This is a genomic window from Parasaccharibacter sp. TMW 2.1888 (assembly GCF_023167265.1).
Classification (GTDB): domain Bacteria; phylum Pseudomonadota; class Alphaproteobacteria; order Acetobacterales; family Acetobacteraceae; genus Bombella; species Bombella apis.
The window spans coordinates 1,025,803-1,049,445 of sequence record NZ_CP030979.1 but is presented as its reverse complement, the minus strand read 5'-3'; the positions used below and the strand labels follow the sequence as shown (position 1 = coordinate 1,049,445).

The 23,643-nt window shown below is 60.3% G+C and carries 19 protein-coding genes and 1 riboswitch; of the genes, 7 read left to right on the top strand and 12 right to left on the bottom strand.

Annotated features, from left to right (window positions below; genetic code table 11):
- Position 1: 1 nt before the first annotated feature.
- A complete protein-coding gene (gene rpe, locus DTQ13_RS04830) occupies positions 2 to 676 on the bottom strand; it encodes a ribulose-phosphate 3-epimerase (protein WP_081847690.1) in 675 nt (224 codons plus the stop codon).
- Between the two features lie 159 nt (positions 677 to 835).
- Positions 836 to 950, top strand: a riboswitch (TPP riboswitch).
- Between the two features lie 250 nt (positions 951 to 1,200).
- Here rpe and DTQ13_RS04825 point away from each other — a divergent pair.
- The 3 genes from DTQ13_RS04825 to pnuC are packed head-to-tail and all read left to right on the top strand — an operon-like array spanning position 1,201 to position 5,135.
- Positions 1,201 to 3,429: a TonB-dependent receptor gene (locus DTQ13_RS04825; RefSeq protein WP_248460237.1), complete on the top strand. Its 2,229-nt coding sequence runs from the start codon at positions 1,201 to 1,203 to the stop codon at positions 3,427 to 3,429.
- Positions 3,430 to 3,431: 2 nt separating this feature from the next.
- Entirely contained in the window at positions 3,432 to 4,556 is a 1,125-nt protein-coding gene (locus tag DTQ13_RS04820; protein ID WP_248460236.1) for a phosphotransferase enzyme family protein, read from the top strand.
- A gap of 3 nt (positions 4,557 to 4,559) precedes the next feature.
- Positions 4,560 to 5,135 carry a nicotinamide riboside transporter PnuC gene (gene pnuC / locus DTQ13_RS04815; protein ID WP_248460235.1) on the top strand — a complete coding sequence of 192 codons (576 nt, stop codon included), beginning with the start codon at positions 4,560 to 4,562 and terminating at the stop codon, positions 5,133 to 5,135.
- Between the two features lie 25 nt (positions 5,136 to 5,160).
- Here pnuC and DTQ13_RS04810 read toward each other — a convergent pair whose 3' ends face one another.
- Genes DTQ13_RS04810 through DTQ13_RS04795 form a run of 4 tightly spaced genes read right to left on the bottom strand, consistent with a single transcriptional unit; the run spans position 5,161 to position 11,356 of the window.
- Complete coding sequence (locus tag DTQ13_RS04810; RefSeq protein ID WP_248460234.1) at positions 5,161 to 5,514, bottom strand: hypothetical protein; 354 nt, start codon at positions 5,512 to 5,514, stop codon at positions 5,161 to 5,163.
- A 26-nt stretch (positions 5,515 to 5,540) separates the two neighbouring features.
- Positions 5,541 to 7,028, bottom strand: coding sequence for an efflux transporter outer membrane subunit (locus tag DTQ13_RS04805; protein ID WP_408902124.1), 1,488 nt, complete (start codon positions 7,026 to 7,028; stop codon positions 5,541 to 5,543).
- Positions 7,029 to 7,030: 2 nt separating this feature from the next.
- On the bottom strand, positions 7,031 to 10,174 hold the full coding sequence (locus DTQ13_RS04800) for an efflux RND transporter permease subunit (RefSeq protein WP_284438449.1): 3,144 nt from the start codon (positions 10,172 to 10,174) through the stop codon (positions 7,031 to 7,033).
- Between the two features lie 6 nt (positions 10,175 to 10,180).
- Positions 10,181 to 11,356 (bottom strand): efflux RND transporter periplasmic adaptor subunit, encoded by a 1,176-nt coding sequence (locus DTQ13_RS04795; RefSeq protein ID WP_081847692.1) that lies wholly within the window; start codon positions 11,354 to 11,356, stop codon positions 10,181 to 10,183.
- 264 nt (positions 11,357 to 11,620) lie between these two features.
- Here DTQ13_RS04795 and DTQ13_RS04790 point away from each other — a divergent pair, with 264 nt between their 5' ends.
- Together DTQ13_RS04790 and DTQ13_RS04785 are read left to right on the top strand one after the other, a co-directional pair.
- Complete coding sequence (locus tag DTQ13_RS04790; RefSeq protein ID WP_052349008.1) at positions 11,621 to 12,250, top strand: TetR/AcrR family transcriptional regulator; 630 nt, start codon at positions 11,621 to 11,623, stop codon at positions 12,248 to 12,250.
- Positions 12,251 to 12,422: 172 nt separating this feature from the next.
- Positions 12,423 to 13,841 (top strand): amino acid permease, encoded by a 1,419-nt coding sequence (locus DTQ13_RS04785; protein WP_248460232.1) that lies wholly within the window; start codon positions 12,423 to 12,425, stop codon positions 13,839 to 13,841.
- 108 nt (positions 13,842 to 13,949) lie between these two features.
- Here the strand turns inward: DTQ13_RS04785 and phoU are convergent, their stop codons facing one another.
- Genes phoU through pstC form a run of 4 tightly spaced genes read right to left on the bottom strand, consistent with a single transcriptional unit; the run spans position 13,950 to position 17,372 of the window.
- A complete protein-coding gene (phoU, locus tag DTQ13_RS04780) occupies positions 13,950 to 14,675 on the bottom strand; it encodes a phosphate signaling complex protein PhoU (protein WP_103765328.1) in 726 nt (241 codons plus the stop codon).
- Positions 14,676 to 14,695: 20 nt separating this feature from the next.
- Complete coding sequence (pstB, locus tag DTQ13_RS04775; RefSeq protein WP_198027217.1) at positions 14,696 to 15,502, bottom strand: phosphate ABC transporter ATP-binding protein PstB; 807 nt, start codon at positions 15,500 to 15,502, stop codon at positions 14,696 to 14,698.
- A 20-nt stretch (positions 15,503 to 15,522) separates the two neighbouring features.
- Positions 15,523 to 16,431, bottom strand: a complete 909-nt coding sequence (gene pstA / locus DTQ13_RS04770) for a phosphate ABC transporter permease PstA (RefSeq protein ID WP_081562573.1) — start codon at positions 16,429 to 16,431, stop codon at positions 15,523 to 15,525.
- Positions 16,428 to 17,372 carry a phosphate ABC transporter permease subunit PstC gene (gene pstC / locus DTQ13_RS04765; RefSeq protein ID WP_081562574.1) on the bottom strand — a complete coding sequence of 315 codons (945 nt, stop codon included), beginning with the start codon at positions 17,370 to 17,372 and terminating at the stop codon, positions 16,428 to 16,430. Before pstC ends, pstA begins: the two co-directional genes overlap by 4 nt.
- A 255-nt stretch (positions 17,373 to 17,627) precedes the next feature.
- Between pstC and DTQ13_RS04760 the strand changes: the two genes are divergently transcribed.
- The gene (locus DTQ13_RS04760) at positions 17,628 to 20,132 is read left to right on the top strand and encodes a glycosyltransferase (protein ID WP_248460230.1); all 2,505 of its coding nucleotides are present in this window, start codon (positions 17,628 to 17,630) and stop codon (positions 20,130 to 20,132) included.
- Positions 20,133 to 20,222: 90 nt separating this feature from the next.
- Positions 20,223 to 20,729 carry a DNA starvation/stationary phase protection protein Dps gene (gene dps, locus DTQ13_RS04755; protein WP_043559660.1) on the top strand — a complete coding sequence of 169 codons (507 nt, stop codon included), beginning with the start codon at positions 20,223 to 20,225 and terminating at the stop codon, positions 20,727 to 20,729.
- A gap of 163 nt (positions 20,730 to 20,892) precedes the next feature.
- Here dps and DTQ13_RS04750 read toward each other — a convergent pair whose 3' ends face one another.
- From DTQ13_RS04750 to DTQ13_RS04740, 3 genes are all read right to left on the bottom strand, one after another.
- Positions 20,893 to 21,432, bottom strand: a complete 540-nt coding sequence (locus tag DTQ13_RS04750; RefSeq protein WP_043559663.1) for a hypothetical protein — start codon at positions 21,430 to 21,432, stop codon at positions 20,893 to 20,895.
- Positions 21,429 to 22,682: a glycosyltransferase gene (locus DTQ13_RS04745; RefSeq protein WP_197981651.1), complete on the bottom strand. Its 1,254-nt coding sequence runs from the start codon at positions 22,680 to 22,682 to the stop codon at positions 21,429 to 21,431. The genes DTQ13_RS04750 and DTQ13_RS04745 overlap by 4 nt, the downstream gene beginning before the upstream one ends.
- 79 nt (positions 22,683 to 22,761) lie before the next feature.
- Positions 22,762 to 23,622, bottom strand: a complete 861-nt coding sequence (locus tag DTQ13_RS04740; protein WP_248460229.1) for a hypothetical protein — start codon at positions 23,620 to 23,622, stop codon at positions 22,762 to 22,764.
- Positions 23,623 to 23,643 lie beyond the last annotated feature (21 nt).

Below are 23,643 nucleotides of genomic sequence, written 5' to 3'. Positions count from 1 at the left end.
ATCATTCCCCTGATGGGGCCAGTGTGGCAGGCTTGGCCGCCGCACGCAGGCCCCGGATCGCTGCCGCCCGGTCATCCCTGCCGAAAATGGCTGAACCAGCCACCAGCATGGTTGCTCCGGCTTCTGTCACCAGTGGGGTGGTGGTCTCATCAATACCACCATCCACACCCAACACGATGTCACGGCCGCTCTGCCGGATCATCCCGGCAAGGGTCCGTATCTTGGCCAACTGGCCATGCAGGAATTTCTGCCCTCCGAAACCAGGATTGACCGTCATGACCAGAATGATGTCCACCATGTCCATGACCTCGGAGAGAGCCTCCGGCGGCGTGGCAGGGCAGATGGCCACACCTGCCTTGCAACCCAGCGCATGGATGCTCTGGAGAGTACGGTGAAGATGGGCATTCCCCTCCACATGCACGGTGATGTGGTCCACTCCCGCTTCTGCCATGGCAGCCAGATAGGGATCTGCCGGCTCGATCATCAGGTGGGCATCAAAGCGCGCCCTGCTGTGAGGGCGCAGCGCCTTGATGACGGGCATACCAAAGGAAATGTTCGGAACAAAATGCCCATCCATGACATCAAGATGCAGCCATGGTGCCTCCGCCACACTGCCCATTTCATGACGCAGATTGGAGAAATCGGCGGCAAGCAGGCTCGGTGCGATGATGGGCATGTAACCTCTCTCTGAAAACTGAAGATGCATATTTTCATCCGATATTGGCAGAATAAGGCTTTTTTACAAGAGAAGCCCATTTTGCGCCGGTACATGGCCATTCATTTGTACAGAGATGACAGAAAATGGACACGATCTGCCTTCTCTGCTAACAGGGGGCAATGTTCCGAGGGGTGCCTTCACCATACAAGGCTGAGAGGATGGGTCCGGCCCATCCAACCCTTTGAACCTGATCCGGTTCGTACCGGCGAAGGGACAGGAAAACAGCACGGAACGGGATGTCCCCGTCATCTCCCCTGAACTGACGCCTGCACAGCGAACCTTCACCATCGTGCTCCGAAGGCGAAGATTCCATGCGCTTGTTTTTTTCCAGCCACAAAAAGGCCCCTCTCTTTCTGCTCCTGTGCAGCCCCGGCTTGGCACTGGCAGACTCAGGAAAACCGACTCATCCGTCGGCGGCACACCACCACCCGGCCCAACAGCCTTCCCATGCCAGACCGGCCAAAGCCGTACAGGCCAAAAAGGTGGAATACATCACTACCCGAGCGGCCCCGGAAACCGTGCAGCGGGGCGGCGGACTGATCCAGCCCCAGCATGGCACGCAATCCATCAGCGAGGTGGGCCGGAGCTACATGGACATACAGGCGCCTACGGCCTCGGCCTTCCAGCTCGTGTCCGTCCTGCCGGGTGCCAATGTCATGACATCCGACCCCTTCGGCATCTCGCCCAACACCAACATCAGCGTCCGCGGCCTGAACGGTGATGCCCTGGGTTACGTGCTGGAGGGCATGCCGCTCAACGATGTTGCCTCCTATGGCGGGTACCCCAACCAGTTCGCCGATACGGAGAATTACAGCAAGGTCGGTCTCCAGCAGGGATCGGCCGATCTGGACAGCCCTGTCCTCAACGCCGCAGGTGGGCTGATGAAACTCTCCTTTCTCGACCCGTCCCTGAAACCCGGCGGCCTCGCCTCCTTCTCCTACGGGTCCTTCAATACAAGGCGGGGTTTCATCCGGCTGGAAACGGGTGAGATAGGCCATAGCGGCGTGAGAGGCTTTGTCTCCTACTCCAACACACATGCGGATAACTGGCGCAGTGGCGGCTATGATACCCGCCAGCATATTGATTTCCGGCTGCTCAAAGAATGGGGGCAAGGCAATCAGGCGGGCATTCTGGGGTCATGGAACAGGGCCGACACCAGCTACTACCCCTTCACCTCCCTCGAGGACTGGAAAAGTTCCGGCACCCGCAGCGGTCGGCTGACCAGGCATTTCGAACCCGGGGAGAACAGCACGAACTACTGGCGGCTTTCCCGTGATCCGGAAGAAACGCTCTATGTCGGGGCACCGGTGCACCTGCATTTCAGCCAGCGTCTGTCCTTCGACATCACGCCCTATGCCCAGCGTGCCTATGGCAACTTCCCCTCCGGCTCCACACTCTCCAGCACGGGGAACTATTACGGCACCCAGCCCGTCACCTCCCTGCCCGTGACGGACGGCCAGACCGTACGGGCCGACTACACCCAGCGCAGCTACCGCTCTGGCGTGAACATGGCCCTCCATGCCCGTTATAAGTGGAACGACTTCGTCATGGGCTACTGGTACGACTATTCGGACGACAACGAACCGCAGCCCTTCACGGCTGTCGGAAATGACGGCTCTGCCGCCAGCATCTGGGCCGACAGGAAACGCAGCCGCATCCTCATGCCAGATGGCAACCCCTATCTGGCCGGGGGCTTCCACACCATGTCCCAGACCAACGCCCTCTATGTGGGGGATCACATCTCCCTGATGCAGGACAGGCTGGTCATGGACATCGGCTTCAAGGAGGTCATGATCCACCGCTGGGGAACCAACGACGTACCCGGCCCGCAGCGCAACATCTCCAGCAACAGGCAGGAACCCCTGCCCCGTTTCGGAATGCGCTGGAACGTCACGAGGAAGGACCAGCTCTTCCTCAACGTGAACACCAACTTCCGGGCACCGGCCATCTCCACCTATTACAACAGCTATGCCGGTGTGGATGCCAATGGCGTGCCCAACGGCACCATCAGCCGCACCGGGACCAACCGCCTGAAGAATGAATATTCCGTCTCCGAGGAATTCGGCTACCGCCGCACGGGAGACTGGCTGACGGCCAGCCTGACCTTCTTCAACTACAATTTCCGCAACCGGCAGATAGAGACAGGGGAAGCCACCAACCCCAACATCACCACGACCATCAATGCCGGGAAGCAGACCTCCCGTGGTGTGGATGTGGAACTCGGCACACGCCCATGGCACCATATCAGCCCCTATGCGTCCTTCGAGTATCTCCATGCCACCATCGACAGTGACATCTCCGCCGGGGCCGACACCCTGCCCACGGCGGGCAAGACAGCCGTCCGCAGTCCGCATTTCCAGGCGGGAGCGGGCCTGCGCTATGATGACGGACATTTCTTCAGCATGATCTCCATGCGTTACATGAGCCATCAATATTCCACCTTCATGAATGACGAACGCATCCCTGCCATCATGACGGCCGACCTGACCCTTGGTTACCGTTTCAACAATGCGGGTTTCCTGCACCAGCCCACCCTGCGGCTGAACCTGAGCAACATCAGCAACCAGCGTTATCTGTCCGGCATCAACTCCACCACCCTGAATGCCCATGACACGACCGGCCTTCATGGCGGGCGGGTCAGCGGCTCGGCTCCGGGCTATTATATCGGGGCCCCCTTCGCCGCCCTTGCCAGCCTGACAGCCGGGTTCTGAGCATGTCGGCACGCCCCCTTGGTCTGGAAAGCGGTTACAATGGCTGCGTCTGGCCTCCCCTGACAGACGGTGACGTCACGGCCCTTCTGCCGCACTGGGGCGTCCGGCCCGCCCGGAATCCCCTCCTCTGGCACAGCCGCCGCCCCTTCTCCGCCTCGGCCATCGTGGCGCTGGAAGATGGGGGGCGGCTGTTCCTCAAACGCCACGGACGTGCCCTGCGCTCTGTGGAAACACTGACGGAAGAACACCGCTTCGCCAGCCATCTGGCAAAGCGGGGCCTGCCAGCCGCCGCCCCACTGCCCATGCTGGATGGCCGGACCGCCCTGGCCACGCCCGAGCATACCTACGAAGCCTTCCCCCTTTACACGGAGCAGGACGCCTATCGGGGGCTGGACTCATGGCGGCCCTATCACGACACGGCACAGGCGGCTTCCAGCGGAACACTTCTGGCACGGCTGCATCAGGCCAGCGAGGGCCATCAGGCCCCACCACGCCATGACCCACCCCTCATTTCCGCCCGGCATCCCCTGCTGGGCGACAGGCTGGCGGACAGCCTGATCCCGTGGATCACCCGACAGGAAGGGCTGACAGACACATATCCCCTCTCATCGCTGCAACGGGATGTCCTGCCCCTTCTGACCCCGTTCCATGAAGCCCTGCTCCCCCTGCTGCCAGAAGACCGCCCCCTCTGGGGGCATGGGGACTGGCACGGGGCCAACCTCCTCTGGCACAGGGAGAGTAATGGGCTCGTGGCTGCCCGTGCCTTCGATTTCGGCATGTGTGACCTGACCAGTGCCAGCTTCGACCTCGCCGTGGCCATGGAACGCAGCTTCATCAGCTGGCTGGACCCGGATGGCTGCCCGACCGTGCATGAGGAGCAGCTGAGGGCCTTCCTGCACGCCTATGATGTCCAGCGGCCCCGCAGCCCTGCCGAGAAACGCCTCACCGCCTGCTGGCTACCCCTCTGCCACGTCACCTTTGCCCTTTCAGAGGTTGCCTATTACGGCCATGTCCTCGGCAACAGGAACGCCGCCGACATATCCCGGCGGGACTACCTCATCAGCCATGCACGCTGGTTCCAGACGGAGCGTGGCCGGGCCCTGCTGGCCATGCTGGAAAGAGACTGACCCATGACGGAACTGATCGCCGCACTGCTCAGTGCCTCCGGCGTCTGGCTGACAGCACGACGCCTCATGATGGGCTGGCCCATCTCCCTGCTGGCAACGCTCTTCTATGGCACGGTATTCTTCCAGGCCCATCTCTATGCAGACACGGTGCTGCAAGGTGTCTTCAGCATCGCCATCCTCTATGGCTGGGCCTTGTGGGCACGAGAAAAACAGGCCGGAGGGAACCTCCGCCACGATAGGCCATCCAGCCCGGCAGATGACCTGCCCGCCCGCCCTCTCGCCTTCAACCGGGCCATGTTGGAGACGGGCTTCTTCATGATTCTCTCCATTCTCTGGATTCTGGCCCTGCAACGCTGGAGTGACGACCCAACTCCTCTTCTGGATGGAGGGCTGAGCGGAGCCAGCCTGCTTGCCCAGCTCTGGACAGCCCGGCGCCACCGTGTGAGCTGGCTGCTCTGGTCCGGCATTGACGTGATCTATACGGGCCTGTTCATCAACCGCTCTCTCACCATCACGGCCCTGCTCTATGCCGGCTATACCGGCCTCGGCCTCTACGGCTACTGGAAGTGGAAACGCTGACCCCCCGAAACAGGCAGGACCGTTCCTACTGGTTCATCCGATCCAGCTCTTCCGGCGTGAGACGCTGGATGCGGACGGGTTTCCCGCTGGAATCATAATAGACGATGGCTGCCCCACGGCGTTCGCCATAACCATCTGGCTGACCACTTTTCTTGCGGAACAGCAGGCGGTTCCGCTCGGGCTGCACGGTCACCTCATCGCCCCGGGGAACAAAATGAAACATGCTATAATCGGCATGTACCCTGGGCAGGGACGAGCCGGGCATCGGCTTTCTGACAACCGAATCAGCCTCATCAGCCTGCGCAGGAACCAGTCCGGCCACGCCCATCAGCATCATGCCAGTTCCTGCCAGCAGGCCAGCCTGTTTCATAAAACGCATATGCCGTCTCCCCTCGGCCCGACCCCTTACAGATGGCCGGGTGGTGTGTTTGATGTCCCCTGGCTTTTGCGGCTCCAGCCGCCACCCAGGGCACGATACAGCGTTACCATGTTCTGAAACCGTGCCGCCTCGACCATGATGCGGGTCTGCTGGGCCTGATAGAGCTGGCGCTCCTGCACCAGCGTGGTCAGGTAACTGTCGATGCCAGCATGATAGCGCATCCGGGCGAGATCGTAAGCCCGCTGGGCCTGTGTTTCCAGCACGATCATATGACTGTCCTGCCGACGGTATGTCTCCCGTGCTGTCAGCGCATCGGACACTTCCCGGAAGGCCGACTGGATGGCCTTCTGATATTCGGCAATGCCCTGCTTCAGCTTGGCCTTGGCCGTCCGCAGGTTCCCTTCATTGACACCCCATGTCAGCAGCGGGATGCTGATGTTGGGGGAGACGCCCCATGTCTCGGCCAGATGGCTGAACAGGCGGCGGAACTGGAGAGAACTGGTCCCCTCGCTCGCCGTCAGCGTCACACGGGGATAGAAAGCGGCCCGGGCCGCCCCGACAGAGGCATGGGCTCCCAGCAGGCTGTGCTCGGCCGCCATGATGTCGGGCCGCTGCTGCAACAGGTCGGACGGCAGACCGGCTGGCAGGTCGGAAATCATCGTCTGCCGGCCCATCGGGAGGGGCGGCGGCAGGTCTGCAGGCAGGGGCGTGCCGACGAGCAGCTGCAACGCATGTTCATCATCCGCCACAGCCCTTGTTTCCTTCTCCTCGTCAGAACGGGCCTGCTCCAGCTCGGTCGCACTCTGGGCCAAGGTCAGGGCATCCAGCTCGCCATGATCATATTCCAGCTTGTTGAGACGCCATGTATCCGCCCTCGTACGGGCTGTACGGTGGGCGAGGTCCAGCAGACGCCGATCCGCCAGCCACTGGATGTAGGTGCTTGCCACCTGTGAGACGGTGGTGATCCACAGGTTCCGCAGATTCTCGACCGTGCCCAGCGTCTGTTCCTTCTGGGCCTGGCTCAGATTGCGGATGCGTCCCCAGAGGTCGATCTCATAGGACGAAAATCCGATGGACGTCTGATAGAAACGCAGTGTGGACACCGATGTGCCAGACCCCGGTGCGAAGGCGAACCCGGCCGTATCGGACGGCCCCATATACTGTGCACCACCCCCGACTGAAATGGTCGGGAACAGGGCGGCATTCTGCACCTGATACTGCCCCTGTTCGGCCGCCACGGCGGCCATCTGGGCAGCAAGGTCCCGGTTGTTGGCAAGGGACAGACCAATAAGGGCCTTCAGCCGTGGATCAGTGAAGAAATCTTCCCAACCAAGATCGGACACCTGCTGATGGGCAGGCTGGCCCGGCCTGATCTCTGCATCCGCCGGGTAGGTCTGCGAGACGGCCGCATCCGGCCGATGATATTTCGGAGACAGGTTGCAGGAAGTCAGCAGCAGGCTGCCCAGCCCCATCATCCCTGCAAGAACGGCCCTGTTCCTGCCGTGCTGCTTCATGGTCATGCGTGATCTCCTTCCTGCCCTGCATGAGGCTGTTCCGAAAGCCGCCTGACCCTGAAGAGACGCAGCACAACCACAAAGAACAGCGGCACGAAATAGATGGCCAGAATGGTAGCGGTAAGCATACCGCCTACCACACAGGTCCCAATCGCCACACGGGAGGCTGCACCGGCACCCGTGGCAATAGCCAGTGGGAACACACCGCAGACGAAAGCTATGGAGGTCATCAGAATGGGACGCAGACGCTCCTGCCCGGCCTTCATGACAGCATCTTCCAGCGTGTCGCCCTGCTCATAAAAGACCTTGGCGAATTCCACGATCAGGATCGCATTCTTCACGGCCAGCCCCACGGTTGTCAGAAGCCCGACCTGGAAATAGACGTCATTGCTCAGTCCACGCCAGAGTGTCGAACCGATGGCCCCCAGCACGCCCAGCGGCAGCACGAGCAGCACGGCAAACGGGATGGCCCAGCTCTCATACAGGGCAGCCAGACAGAGCAGGATCACAATGGCCGCCAGCGCATAAAGCGGCCCCGTAGCGTTGCCGGACGCCAGCTGCTCAAAGGTCAGGCCCGTCCATTCATGCCCCACTCCCGGCGGCAGGGTCTTGATGATCTTCTCGATTTCCTCCACCGCACGGCCGGAACTGACCCCAACGGCAGGCACACCCTGAATCTCATAGGAATTCAGGCCATTATAGTTTTCCACCTTCTGCGCACCGAGAATCCAGTGGCCCGTGGCAAACGCATTGAAGGGTACCATGTCCCCCAGATTGTTGCGGACATACCAGCGGTTCAGGTCCTCTGGCGTCATGCGGGAGAAAGGCTCACCCTGGATATAGACCTGCTTTACACGGTCATTGCGGGTGAACTGGTTGACGTAAATCGAGCCGAAGGCCCCCTGGATCGTCGTGTTGAGCTCCGCATTGCTGATGCCCTGTGCATTGGCCTTCTCACGGTTGAGGTCCAATACAAACTGGGGGGCATCTTCCAGCCCCATCGGGCGCACAGCGGACAGAAGCGGATTTTTGGACGCCGCTGCCAGAAGCTTGTTCCGGGCGGCAAGGAAGGCCTGATGACCTATATGGCCGTTATCTTCCAGCTCCAGATCGAACCCGGTGGCATTACCGAGTTCCATCACCGCAGGGGGGTTCAGGGCGTAAATCTGCGCTGCCGGATCCCCCCAGAAATGCCCCATGATTCTGTTGGCAATGGCCATGCTGGAATGTGCATAACCAGGCCGCTTGTCCCACGGTTTCAGCCTGATGAAGAACGCACCGGCATTCTGCCCCTGCCCGGCGAAGCTGAAGCCATTCATGGTGAAGACGGATTCCACATCCCGGCCATAGGTCTTCAGCACGTATTCGGTGATGCGGTGGTTGACGGCCCCCATCTGCGCATCGGTTGCCCCGGCAGGCATGCTGACCTGCCCGAAAATGAGGGCCTGATCCTCGTCTGGCAGGAAGCCCGTTGGCACCTTCATGAACAGGAAGCCCACCAGCCCTGTCAGGGCCAGGAAAACGATCATGGCAGGGGTGCGGAAATGCAACATGCGGCGCACGCCACTGACATACCGTTTCGTCAGCCAGTCGAACCGCTCATTGAACCAGACTGCCGGACGGAAATGGACCTCATGTTTCATGGGTTTGAGCATGGTGGCACAAAGAGCCGGCGTCATGACCATGGCCACCAGAACGGACAGCCACATGGCCGCCACCACCGTGATGGAGAACTGACGGTAAATCACCCCGGTGGACCCGCCAAAGGCGGCCATGGGCAGAAACACCGCACTGAGGACCAGAACGATACCCACCAGCGCTCCAGAAATCTCATCCATGGATTCACGGGCGGCGTCCCGTGGGGAAAGGCCCTTTTCGCTCATCACACGTTCGACATTTTCCACCACCACGATGGCATCATCCACCAGCAGCCCCACAGCCAGCACCATGGCCAGCATGGTCAACGTGTTGATGCTATAACCCAGCACCGACAGGATGCCGAACGTTCCCAGCAGCACCACCGGAACAGCGATGGTAGGGATCAGGGTCGCCCGGAAATTCTGGAGGAAGACAAGCATCACGATGAAGACCAACGCAATGGCCTCCAGCAGTGTCTCGATCACCTCCTCGATGGAGTGGGTAATGAACGGTGCCGTATCCAGCGGGTAGACGACCTTCAACCCCTTGGGAAAGAACTGCGACAGCTGGGCAATCTTCGCCCGGACGGCATCTTCCGTCACAAGCTGGTTGGCACCGGGGGCCAGCTTCAGGGCCATGGCCGTGGCCGGCCTGTTGTTGTAGCGGGACGTGAAATTGTAACTCTGTGCCCCCAGCTCAACGTGCCCGATATCTCTCATGCGGACCTGGCTGCCATCCTGCTGGACCTTCAGCAGCATGTTGCTGAACTGTTCCGGCTCCGTCAGGCGGACAGGGCCGATGATGTTGGCATCAAGCCCGATCCCCTTGCGGGCAGGCAGGCCACCCAGCTCACCGGATGCCACCTGGATGTTCTGGCTCTGGATGGCACTCTGCACGTCACTCACGGTCAGGCCATATTTGTACAGCTTGTCCGGGTCCATCCAGATGCGCATGGCATATTCGGACCCGAAAAGCGTATGATCCCCCACACCGGAAATGCGGGACAGCGGGTCCATCACGTTGGACGCCACGTAATCCGAAATGTCCTTCCCGTTCATGCTCCCGTCAGTGGAGATGAAGCCGATGACGAGCATGAAGTTCTTGGCTGCCTTGGTGACACTCAGCCCCTGGCTGACCACCTCGGGCGGCAGACGGGGCTGGGCAAGCTGGAGCTTGTTCTGCACCTGCACCTGGGCGATGTCGGGATTCGTCCCCTGCTCGAAGGTCAGGTCGATCTCCATATGGCCGCTGCCATAGGACTGGGCAGACAGATACTCCAGATGGTCCAGACCAGACATCTGCTGGAGGATGGGCCGTACCACCGTGTTGTTGACTGTATCGGCCGAGGCACCGGGATCATCCACACTGACAGCAATCTGCGGCGGAGCAATGGTGGGATATTGGGCGATTGGCATCTGTGTGATGGACACACCACCCACAAGCATGATGATCAGCCCGACCACCCAGGCAAAGATGGGGCGGTCGATAAAGAAACGTGACAGTGACATGGGCCGTTACTCCATCCCCAGATCAGCCAGACTGACCTCATGGGGTCTGACCTCCCCTTCAGGATGAACTTTCTGCAAGCCCTCAACGATCACCCTTTCCCCATCCTTCAAGCCTCTGGTAACCATCCAGCGGGCCCCAACTGTCTGCCCCAGCCCGACCATGCGCAGATGGACGTGATTCTGCCCATCCACCACCATGACATAAGGCTCACCCTTGGGCGTCCGCTGCACGCCAACCTGCGGCAGGAGCAGGGCATTCGGGTCGCTGCCCTCCTTGATGTGGGCATGGACGAACATGCCCGGCAGAAGCAGCTTGTCCGGGTTGGGCATGACAGCACGCATCACCAGCGTCCCCGTACCGGGATCGACCGTCACTTCAGAAAGTTTCAGCTGACCTGTCTGACCATAGGTGGAGCCATCTGGCAGTTCCAGCGTCACGGCGGCCTCGCTGCCGTTCCGCTCCAGCTGGCCAGATGCCAGCTCACGCCGCAGGCGGATCATGTCTTCTGCCGCCAGATTGACATCCACATAGATCGGGTCCAGCCGTGTAACCACGGCAATGGGGTTACTCTGATTGGCCGTGACCAGTGTACCTGCCGTGTAAAGCGTCCGGCCGATGCGTCCATCAATTGGTGACTGCACATGAGTGTAGTTGAGATTGACCTGGGCCGTTTCGACGGCGGCCTGTGCCTGCACCACCTCGGCATCCGCCTGACGGGCCGTAGCCAGCGCATTGTCATATTCCTGACGGCTGATAGCCCTGGGCCCGACAAGAGCTTTGTAACGCTTCAGCTGGGCATGGGCACGGATGGCGCTGGCCTGGGCCTCCATCAACCGCCCGCGGGCCTGGTCATACGCCGCCTGAAACGGTGCAATATAAATCTGATAGAGAGGCTGCCCGGCCTGTACGTCCTTGCCCTCCTCAAAGGTGCGGGAAACGAGCACGCCGCTGACCTGCGGGCGAATCTGTGCCTGTTCGTAGGCATCCGTCCGACCCGGGAGTGATGTTTCCAGCGGAACGCTCTGCCTGTGCAATGTCATGACAGCAACGGACTGGGGCGGCGGTGCTGGGGGCGTTTTCTTCTGACATCCGGCCAGAACCCCAAAACCCAGCAGGGCCGTACTGCCATAAATGACCGTCTGGGACAGACGCACAGCCAGTTTCGGGCGGAACATGAGCATAAACGTGACGGCCTCTCTGAGGAATGGACATGGGGCAACAAAGCTACAGGCAAAAAAGACCGCCTGCACCATATCACGCCATGAAAAAAACGTAGTGGAAGAGGAAACTATCCAGTTTCCTCCCCGCCGGTCAATCCCATCCCTGCTCTCTTCTCACAAAAAGATCATGAAAACGGTCTCTTTTCATGCAGGGCTTGACAGACCCATGCCGGAATCGGGCACAAGGCAAAACTTCTTCTTCCATCTCGCAAGGAGCGTGGTGCCATGCAGCCTCATGATGACACGGACCGCCGCAGCACCATTCTCCGGGTCGCCTGCACACTGCTGCAACAGCAGGGCTACCATCACACCACGATGGACCATATCGCCCACCATGCAGGAATGTCGAAAAAGACGCTCTACCTCTTTTTCCCCTCCAAACGGAACCTGCTGGAACAGCTCCTGCTCTCCGAGCTTTTTGTCCCGCTTACCCCCTCCCCCATCCCGGAAACCGGGATGGAAGACCAGCTCCGTGCCATGGTGTTCCAGATGGCGGAAATTCTCCTCTGCGAAAAACGCCTCGGCCTGATGCGCACCATCATCGGTGAAACAAACCGTTCCCCCTCCATCCAGCAGCTCATGACAGAGCTCTTCCATAACGCCGGCAGCAAGACAAACATCCAGAACTGGCTTGAGGTACAGAAAAAGGCCGGACTGCTGCATTTTGGCAATGCTGCCGATGCCGCAGACCACCTTTTCGGCCTGACCATCGGCGGCCCCATCCTGTCCCGGCTTGCCCATTGCGGGCCGGCACGTGACAGGGAAAACCTGCACCATTATCTGGAAGAAGGACTCCGCATATTCCTGCATGGATGCCGCACCAGAGCCAGCATGACAGGCATGGCAGACCAGTAACCGCAAAATAATAGGTTGTTAAAAGTTTCTTTCCTTCCGCTGCGCATTGGCAAAGCCTTTAGTGTTAGTTATAGAATCTATTCGTAAAACACATGGCAGACCAGACGGAAGCGAAAAGGTATCACCCTGCCGGGCCATGGGCCTTCTAGACCGACCATTGCAGGATCATCGCATGACTACATCTCCCTCCGACCAGACCAGACCCAGACAGGCCAGCGCCACGGATGAAGGTTACCAGAAAGATCTGAGCCGGCGGCATGTGCAGATGATCGCCATCGGTGGAGCCATCGGCACCGGTCTGTTCCTGGGGGCGGGGTCCCGCCTCCAGATTGCTGGGCCGTCGCTGGCCATCACCTATGCCATCTGCGGTATCTGTGCCTTCATGATCCTGCGGGCCATGGGGGAACTGGTGATGTACCGGCCCAGCAGCGGCAGCTTCGTCACCTATGCCCGTGAGTTTCTTGGAGAAGGCGCCGCCTATGCGGCTGGCTGGTTTTTCTTCCTCAACTGGGCCATGACCGGCATCGTCGACATCACGGCCATTGCGCTTTACATCCATTACTGGCCGATGTTCGGCCATATTCCCCAGTGGCTGATTGCCTTGGGAGCTCTGGTTGTGGTCGGAGCGGTGAACCTCACAGGCGTGCGGTACTTTGGTGAGATTGAATTCTGGTTCTCACTGGTAAAGGTCCTCACACTGGTCATCTTTCTGGGCGTGGGCGGCTATGTCCTGCTGAGCGGCACGCACGTCGGCTCATACACGCCGGGTCTCCATCTCATTGCCGAGTCCGGCGGCATCTTCCCGCACGGAGTCGTTGCCTCGCTGATGCTGATCCAGGGTGTCGTCTTTGCCTATGCTGCAACAGAGCTGATCGGCATTGCCGCCGGTGAGTGTGAAAACCCCCGCAAGGTCGTCCCCAATGCCGTCAACAGCGTGATCTGGCGCATTGTGGTTTTCTATGTCGGGTCTGTCGCCCTGCTGGTCTGCCTCATGCCATGGTCGGCCTACCATGCCGGAGAAAGCCCGTTCGTCACCTTCTTCCACAAGCTGGGCCTGCCTGCTGCTGACAGCATCATGAATTTCGTGGTGCTGACGGCCGCCCTCTCCAGCCTCAACTCCGGTCTGTATTCCACAGGGCGTATCCTGCGTGCCCTGGCCCTTGGTGGCTCTGCCCCACAGGCCATGAGCAAGCTGAACCGCAATGCCGTCCCTTATGTGGGGATCGGAGCAACACTCTTCATCTATCTCATTGGCGTACTGATGAATTATCTGTACCCCACGCAGATTTTCGAGATCGTGCTGAGCATCTCCTCTCTGGGGATTCTGGGGACATGGGCCACCATCCTGCTCTGCCAGCTGCGCCTGCACAGAGCCATAAAACAGGGGCGCATTGCCAGGACAGGCTTCGCCATGCCGGGAGCCCCCTATACAGGCTGGCTGACACTGGCCTTCCTGGTGATGGTCCTGATCATGATGGCTTTTGATTATCCATCCGGCACCATCACGGTTGGTTCCATCCCTGTTCTGGCCCTGATCTTCTATGGCGGCTGGCTGCTCCTGAAACGCAATGATGACGAGGCCGAGTCCTGAGGGACCCGGCATCCCGCCATCACACAAAACCCCCGGCAGAGCCTGAGCCTGCCGGGGGTTTTTCATGTCTGCTGGCTGGCCCTCCCGGGAGCCGGTAGGAGGAGCAGATCAGTCCGTGTCTTCACCCTGCCCGAGTGAGCGGGTTGGGCTTCCTCCGCGAGGGCGGGTCGTGGGCAGGTTCTCACCCGTCACGGCATAATAGACACGCTCGGCCACATTGGTGGCATGGTCGCCGATGCGCTCCAGATTCTTGGCAATGAAGAGAAGCTCCGTACAGGCACGAATGTTCCGGGCATCCTCGATCATGTAGGTGACCAGCTCACGAAACACGGTCACATAATGCTCGTCCACGCCCCGATCGGCGTGCCAGACCTCCATCGCCTGGTTGGCATCGTGCGCAATGACGGCATCCACCGTCCGGCCCAGATTCTCCTTCACCAGACGCCCCATACTCCGCAGGCCGGACAGGGAAATCTGCCCGTCACCGGATGCCGCCTTGATGGCCTTGCGGGCAATGGAGGCGGCATAGTCACCAATACGCTCCAGGTCCCCCGTAATCTTCAGGGCTGCGACGATCTCCCGCAGGTCCGCCCCCATCGGGCTGCGCAGGGCCAGCAGACGGATGACCAGACTCTCGACCTCCCGCTCCAGCTCGTCCACCTCCGGGTCCAGCCTCGTGGCCTCTTCAGCGGCAGACTCGTCATGGTCGGAAATGGCACGAAGGGCAAGCCCCACCTGCTCCTCCACGATACGGCCAATCTTCACCATCATGGCCCGGAGCTGTTCCAGCTCCTGCTCAAAACTCGAGACGATATGAGAACGCTCGTGTGGCATGATCTCTCTCCCCTTCCCGCTTATCCGAACCGGCCGGTAATGTAGTCCTGTGTCTGCTTCTCACGAGGGTTGGTGAAGATACGGTCTGCCGTATCCACCTCCACCAGCCTGCCGAGATAGAAGAAAGCGACACGGTCGGCACAACGTGCAGCCTGCTGCATGTTATGCGTCACGATCGCAATGGTGAACTCTTCTTTCAGCTCATCCAGCAACTCTTCAATCCGGGCTGTGGAGATCGGGTCCAGAGCGGAGGTCGGCTCATCCAGCAGAAGAACCTCCGGCCTGGTCGCAATACTGCGGGCAATGCAGAGACGCTGCTGCTGCCCGCCGGAAAGCCCGGTCGCCGGGGCATTCAGCCGGTCCCGCACCTCGTTCCAGAGGGCGACACGGGTCAGCACGTCCTGCACCCGCTCGTCCATCTCCGTACGGTTCAGCTTCTCATGCAGGCGCACGCCAAAAGCGATGTTGTCATAAATGGACATGGGAAACGGCGTCGGCTTCTGGAACACCATCCCGATGCGGGAGCGCAGCATGTCCAGATTGATGGAATCATCAAGGATGTTGCGTCCATCGAACATCACCTCACCCGTGGCCCGCTGGCCGGGGTAAAGGGCGTAAATCTTGTTGAAGACACGCAGCAGGGTGGACTTGCCGCACCCGCTGGGACCGATCATGGCCGTCACGCAGCGGGCCGGGAAATCCAGCGAAATGCCATGCAGGGCATGGTGCGTCCCGTAATGGAAGTTCAGGTCCCGTACTGAAAGGGCGACATCCTGTACAGGTTCCCTGCCCGACAGGCTGGCAGATGACATCGAGGCAGAAGGCATGAAATTCTCTTCCCTTGATTTCAGTGACGGGATGAAAGCCGCACGGTGATGTTGATGAGCAGTACGCCGAACGTCACCAGCAGGGCACCCGTCCAGGCCAGCTGCACCCAGTCCTCATAAGAGGCACCGGCATACTGGTAGATGGCGATGGGCAGGCTGGCCATGGGCCGGGTCATGTCGGTGGACATGGTCTGATTGCCCAGCGATGTGAACAGCAGCGGAGCCGTCTCCCCCCCCATGCGGGCCAGGGCCAGCAGAATGCCGGTCGTCACGCCCTTGCGGGCCGAACGCAGGCAAAGGGACAGGATGACCCGCCAGCGGGCCGCTCCCAGGGCCGCTCCCGCCTCCCGCATGGCCGTTGGTACCAGGCGGAGCATGTCCTCCGTTGTCCGCACGATGAGAGGCAGGGCCAGCACGGCCAGCGCCACAGCACCGGAGAACCCGGAAAAGTGACCGAATGGCACGACAAGCAGCTGATAGACGAACAGGCCGATCAGAATGGACGGGGCCGACATCAGCATGTCCGCCACAAACCGCACGGCGCTGGCGAAATGATTGCCCTTGCGCCCATATTCGGAGAGATAGATGCCGCACATCAGCCCGACCGGGGCCGCCATCAACAGGGCAAGACCCGTCTGCAAAAGGCTGCCCACGATGGCATTGGCCAACCCGCCACCAGAACCGGGAGGCCCCATCCTGTGCGTCAGTGTTGCCCATGAGAGACCTACCAGCCCACGGCTCAACAGCGTCCAGAGGATGGAGACCAGAACCAGAAGCAGGACACTCCCCGCCACAATACTGACGCCTGTCGCCACATAATCCAGCATCTGCCGCCGCAGGGCCTTGCGCCCCGGACGCCATCGCCCCGACTCAGAACCGGCCCTGTCGGCCTCGCTAGAAGATGCCGGAGAGATCACAGGTTCCGTCATTGACGTTTCCCTCTGAGACAACGTGCCAGCGCCAGGCTGACACAGGAAAGGAGCATGAGGATGAAGCCCAGCGCCATGAGAGACGAGAGACGCAGGGAGCCTTCCGGGCTTTCCGGGAACTGGAGGGCAATCAGCGAGGCCACGGTGCTGCGTGGCGCAAACAGGGACCAGCCCACGGTCGTCACGTTACCGATGATGAAAGTCACGGCCATGGTCTCACCCAGTGCACGCCCCATGCCCAGCACGATCGCCCCGATCATGCCATTGCGGGACCAGGGCACGACAATCTTGCGCATCATCTCCCAGCGTGTTGCCCCCAGCCCGTAGGCACTTTCCCGCAGCATGGGGGGAACCGCCCCGAACACATCCACCATCACCGCCGTGATGAATGGAGCGATCATCACCGCCAATATGATACCGGCCGTCACAAGCCCCGTACCAACCGGAGGACCGGAGAGCACGGACCCCAGAACAGGCACATGCCGGAAATGATGGTTCAGGAAAGGCTGTACATCACGGGCAATGAACGGGACGATGGTCTGGAACCCCCACATGCCGAAAATGATGGAGGGCACGGCCGCCAGAAGCTGGATGGTCGTCCCGACGATGGAGGCAAACCGCCCCGAGGCGATGTAGGTCAGCCAGAAGGCCGTACCAAACGCCATGGGGACGGCAATCAGCATGGCAATGAGCGTGCTGACGAGTGTCCCCAGCAGGGGGGCCAGAACCCCATATGTATCCTTGACGGGATTCCACGAGACTGTCGTGAAAAAGGAAAGGCCAAACCTTGTGAAAGCCTGCCAGCCGCCTGTGGCCATCAGCAGGATCAGCCCGCCAAGCATGGCCAGCACCAGCAGTGAGCAGAGCAAGAGCAACCCATGGAAAACGGCGTCGAACCCCGCTCTACGGTGTGATGAACGCAATACGGGCGTCATGCGCATGTATCCGAAGCCTTGACCGTTTCACCTTCAGAGGCCTGCCCTCATGATGAAGGATGCCTCGCCTTCGTGCATTACCGTCCCTGCCCGCAAAGAACAACCGTCAGAAAAAGCGATTGTCCCACTTTGATGGTGGAAGAACCCGCTTTTTTCTGTATTCCTCATTTCGGAATGAAAAATGCCATGTGTCTGGCACGGAAATATTTCACAATTATGAAACAGACCTCTTTCACCAGACCTTGATTTCAGGAGAGGACAATGCCTGCACATCAGTTCCAGGGTTTTGTTGATACGGTGGACAGCCAGAACGGCATCATTGCAGGCTGGGCTGTCAACCTGCACGAGCCGTCCCGTGTTGTCCTGCTGCATGTCCTGGTGGATGGCCAGGAAGTCATGCAGGTTCTCTGCGACCTCAAACGGGAGGATGTCCGCCAGATCCTGCGTATTCCCAGCAACAAGCTGGGCTTCCGCTTCAGGCTCCCCCCGGAAGCCTGTGATGGCGCACAGCACGGCATCTCCATCCGCTTTGATGACCGCACCGCCCTTCTCTTCCCCGATGAGGACCAGCCCGACAGGGCGCATGAGACCCTCACCTTCTCACGCCCGCCCCAGACCGAATATCAGAGCTGCGTTGATGGCATGTTCGAAGGGCTGCTGCGGGGCTGGGTCGTTTCCCGCAATCATCCGGGGGCTGACTGGTCCGGCCATGTTGTCGTGTCTGTCAGGGTGGATGGTGTGCCGGTCGGGACTGTCCGGGCCGACTGCTACCGGGGCGATGTTGTCGAGTTCCTGAAAAGCGCCCCCAACTGCGGATTCGAGCTGCCCATCCCCCAGCGCTATCATGATGGCCTTCCCCACGAGATCACCATTACCAGCCTGCCTGACGAAATCCCGCTTGTCGGCAGCCCGCTGGTCACGGCCCTGGCCGATGACCAGCTGACGGCAAAACTCGTACAGATTGAAAACAGCATCGCCGCCCTGCACCAGCAGCTGACAGCCCTGCGCAACACCACACGCTCGCTGATTCCCCGCAAGCCGCTCAGCCTCCAGCATTATGACCGCTGGGCAAAAAGCTATTACCCCCTCCTGCGGGAACAGACAGCCCTGCTGCGCAAGGCCCGTCCGCTGAAGGAAACACCTCTCGTCTCCGTCCTCTGCCCGACATGGCGGCCAGATGAGGCGGAGTTCCGCGCTGCTGTCGAATCCGTCCTGGACCAGACCTATGAAAACTGGGAGCTCATCCTTGTCGATGATGGCAGCCAGTGTGAACGGACCAGAACGCTCCTCAGGGAATATGCCCGGAAAGACAGAAGAATCCGCACATTCTCACTGAAAGTGAACCGGGGCATTGCCGGGGCAACCAACAAGGCCATCAGCCACGCAAAGGGCGCCTACATTGCCTTCTTCGACCATGATGACCTGCTGGTGGATGTCGCCCTGGAGAACATGGTCCGGGCTGCGCTGGAGACCGGCGCCAGGCTGCTCTACTGCGACGAGGACAAGGTGGATGCTGGAGGGCACTTCCTCGAACCAAACCTGAAACCCGACTATGACTACCGCTACCTTCTGGGTTGCAACTATATCTGCCATCTCACCTTCATGGAGGCAGACACTGTCCGCCAGACCGGCCCACTGGACAGCCGCCATGACGGGGCACAGGACCATGATTTCCTCCTCCGTGCCGTAGAGATCATCCCGCGCGAGGCCATCCACCACGTACCGGAAATTCTGTACCACTGGCGCAAGAGCCCCAACTCCACGTCCAGCAGTGTCAGCAACAAGGGCAATGCCATCCGGGCCGGTGAAGCCTGTATCACCGAACATCTGAAACGCCGTGGCATCAAGGCGACCGTTTCTTCCGTGGAGCATCTCAGCCTCTATTCCATTCGCTGGCCGTTCCAGAAGCAGCCTGCCGTCAGCATCATCATCCCCTTCCGGGACCAGCTGGACATGACACGGCGCTGTGTTGAATCCCTCCTGGACACCCAGACCTACAGTGCCTTCGACATCATCCTTGTGAACAATTTCTCTACAAACAGGGAAACGCTGGCATGGCTGGACGGAATACGGAACCATGACCGGATCAGCATCCTGCATGTAGAAGAAGCGTTCAACTACGCCCGGCTCAACAATCTGGCAGCCAGACACAGCAACAGCGACCTGCTGCTTTTCCTCAATAATGACGTCATCGTCACCCAGCCGGATTTCCTCAAACGGATGGTGCAGGAAACACAGGCCGCACCGGATGTTGGCGCCGTCGGGGCCCGGCTCCTCTACCCCAATGGCACCATCCAGCATGCTGGTGTGGCTGTCGGGCCAGACATCATCGGGGTCCATGTCCATCGTCTCCAGCCGGCGAAAGCTTTCGGCTACATCGGGCGCCTGTGTATCAGCCACGAGGTGACGGCCATCACCGGGGCTGCCATGCTGGTCTCCCACCCGCTCTTTGATGCCATGGGGGGATTTGATGAAGTCGGCCTGACCGTTGCCTACAATGATGTCGATCTCTGCCTGAAAATCTGCGACAACGGGTACCGCATCCTCTTCTGCGCCGAGGCGGAAGCCGTCCATCATGAGAGCTTCTCCCGGGGGAGTGACGACCGCCCGGAACATGAGGCCCGTTTTTTCAACGAAAAACAGATCATGCTGGAACGATGGAAAGACAATCCGCTCTTTAAAAATGATCCGGCATACCCACATTATTTCCGGCAGGACCTGAGGACCTTCTTTGACCTCCGCAACCCAGAGGATTTATGGTCCTGAGGGTGACGAGGCCCGGAGGAGTCCCTCCCGGTTTCTGAAAAAGTTTTCTCCCCTCCAGTGAAGGACGGGAGAACACGAAGGAGCACTATGATGAGCAAGATCAATCATTACCACACCAGCAACAACACACCGGACAACACGAAGGCTGTTTCCATCGAGACACTGAATGCTCGTCTGGCTGACCTGATCGACCTGGCACTGGTGACCAAGCAGGCCCACTGGAACCTCAAGGGTGTCAACTTCATCGGCGTACACGAGATGCTGGACGGCTTCCGCAGCGGGCTGGATGGCTTTGTCGATACCGCCGCAGAGCGTGCCGTCCAGCTGGGTGGCGTGGCTCTCGGTACCGTGCAGACAGTGCAGAAGAACACCAACTGCGCTCCGTACCCCACGGACATCTACACCGTGCATGACCACGTAAAGGCTCTGGCAGAGCGTTATGGCGTCGTGGCCAACAAGGTCCGTGAAGCCATCAAGGTGACGGCCGAAGCTGGCGATGAAGATACATCCGACATCTTCACCGAGATCTCCCGCGGGCTGGACAAGAACCTCTGGTTCCTCGAGGCTCACCTCCAGGCTGAAGCAGGCCCCCGCTAAGGGTTTGGGCCACACCGGGGCCTTCGGGCTTCGTGCTGACCGGGAAAAGGCATGTCTCCCACAGGGGCATGCCTTTTTCTTTGCCCGACACCCGCATCCCTTTCAGGCATGAAAAAAGGGTGGCCACAGCCACCCTTTCCCGATCTCCGCACCATATCTGCCCTCAGAGGGACAGAGCCAGATGAAGCCGTGCGAAATAGAAAGGATCTTCCTTCAGGACATCCTTGACAGCACGACCATCCGGCAGGACGTCATTTCCGGCCCCCAGATCATCCGGCATGTAATCGGCACGCCAGTCCTTGATGTTGGCATCTGCAGGCAAAGGCTGAAGAACAGGCTGGTCCGGTTCGGACACGGCCTCCGGCTCGGCCTCCACAACAGGTTCAGGCACGGCAGGCGGAACTCTCTCGGGCTTCAGGCTATTCATGATCGCCCTGAAATCCTCTTCCCCCAGAGGCCCCGGTATGCCCCCCCGCTCCCGCTGCACGATCCAGCCCTCGGTCACGCTCTTCAGCATGGCTTTCTCTGCCGGATTCTCCTCAGCCCCAGCCTGCCCGGCCCACCAGCTCCGCCAGGCAGCATCTTCCAGCTGGGCAAAGTCCTCTTCCGTCAGCCGCTGCGGCGCAGAAGACGGGGATTTCTTGACAATCCAGCCAGCCACCAATGCCTGAAAGGCAGCCCTGTCCATCTCCGGCATGTTCATATTCCCTCACGACCTGTCATTCTGCCTATCAAGGCCTCATACTGGGCAAGATACTGCCTCACATCCAGCACATTTTCTGCATGGCGCCGTACATTATGAGCCAGCGTCTCGGCAAGTGTCCTGTTTTCCAGAAGGTGCAGGACAGCATCACCGATGGCATCCGGTTGCAAGAAGGGAACCAGAAGAGCCGTCTCCCCGTGCGTCAGATATTCCCGCACCGGGGCCGTATCACTGGCCACAAGCGGACAGCCCACGGCCATGGCCTCCCTGAGCGACCATGACAGGACAAAAGGGTAGGTCAGATAGATGTGGGCATCCGAACGCTGCAGAACCCGGACCATCTGCTCCCTCTCCAGCCAGCCGACAAAATGGATGCGGGAAAGATCAAGTTTGCCCTCAAGCTCCCTCAGCATGGTCTGCCGCCAGGTGCCGCCACCCGCCGGGGGAAGACCATAGCTGACATCCTCCTGCCCCATCAGAATGACCCGGCAGTCCGGCCGAGCCTTCATCAGGGCGGGAAGAGAGCGCATGAAGCTGTGGAACCCCCGGTATGGTTCCAGATTCCTGGCAGCATAGGTCACCAGCGTCTCATAAGGGGCAACGCTGATGCTTCCCAGCCGGAATGGCTTCTGCCGCAACGAAGGGTCAGGCCGATACTGGGTGAGGTCAACCCCCTCATCCAGCAGGGTGATCTTCTCCTGCGCCCAGGCCGGATACGTTCCCAGCTGGAAACGGGTCGGTGTCTGCCCCTCCCCCGGCCCGGCCAGTGCCTGAAGATTGATGGCATTCTTGCAGCGGATCAGAAGGCCCGCTTCCTGCGGCATGGGGAACTCCGGGTCAAACCCTATGTCCCGGTCTTCCAGACCATAATAGAACTCGAAATAACCCAGCACAGGCACACCGGGAAAGACTGAATCGATATTCAGCAGCTCCCCCCAGCCATGATGCCCAATGATAATATCTGGCCGGAACCCAAGATCCCGCAACGACCGGGCCACTGTCGCAATGGCCTCAGACCGATGGATGGCGTGGTCCATCTCCCGGACGAACGGATGCGCCCCATCCTGCCTCACCTCCGGCGGACGATAGAGCACCCGGCGGACACCGGGAATATCCGGCCCCTTGCCCGCCGTGATGAACACAACGTCATGCTCCGGCCTGCGGGCCAGATGAGCCACCATATGGGCATATTGCGCTGGGAAGCTCTGATGAACAAAAAGAAAACGCACCACTTCCCCCGGCCTGATCATGCCCCTGACGCCCTGTCAGGGCCGTTGCCTGCAACCCCCTTCTACGGCCTTATTTGCGCTTGCCAGAAGCCGCCGCAGCCTAGTTTTTCCCCTGCCCCTTCACCGGGACAAACTCAAGCTGGAACCCTTCCAGCGGGGCCAGACTCTCAGCCTGAAGAGCCTCCTCTCCCCCCTCGATGGGCCCCACCTTCGTGCCATCCGTAAAGCTGGCCGCCAGCCTGACCGTCCATTTATGGGCAGCCTCACCCTTCAGGCGGACCCGCAGCCCCAGAATCGGCAGGGACATCCCCCGTGAACCACAGAACTGCCCTCCCTCGGACCAGGGAGACAACCAACCACGCCCCAGAACGGCCTGATATTCAATATCCTTGGCCCGGACAGGCCCCTCGGGACGAACGGCGAAACCCTCGATCCAGCGTTTGCTGTCGACCTGTCCGATCCATTCACCAAGAGCACCGCCCACATCACCACGACGCTGGATATGGGCCACAACATCCCGGGTTGCTCCACCAACAGCACCAGAGACGGAAGCCTTGCTGCCACCAACCCGGTTCCCTTCCGCCATGGCGCCCGCAGCTGGGTCCGCCGGTACCCCACTGATAAGGCTGATCACCTGAAGGCGGGGCGTTTCACTTCCTGCCTGACCATCCTGATAGGTCGTCACCATCACACCGGCAGGACCACGCCTCACCCTTACCAGCGCAGCGCTGTTGGCAGCTCCCATCCAGCCATCGGCAGCAAACGTGACAACCTCGACAGCATCCTCCGGCACACCCGGTGCCCGGGATATCCGCACACCCGGCAGTCCGCTCGGCCCAGCTTCCACCTGGCCCGGGGCGTGAAACACACAAAAAACGCCGGCGTCCAGCGTCATCACGTGGGCTCCCGCCTTCAGGTCCACAACACGATGACGAGGCTGTTCTGTGTCCGTCTCTGGCATGCTATCTCCGATGATCATCTT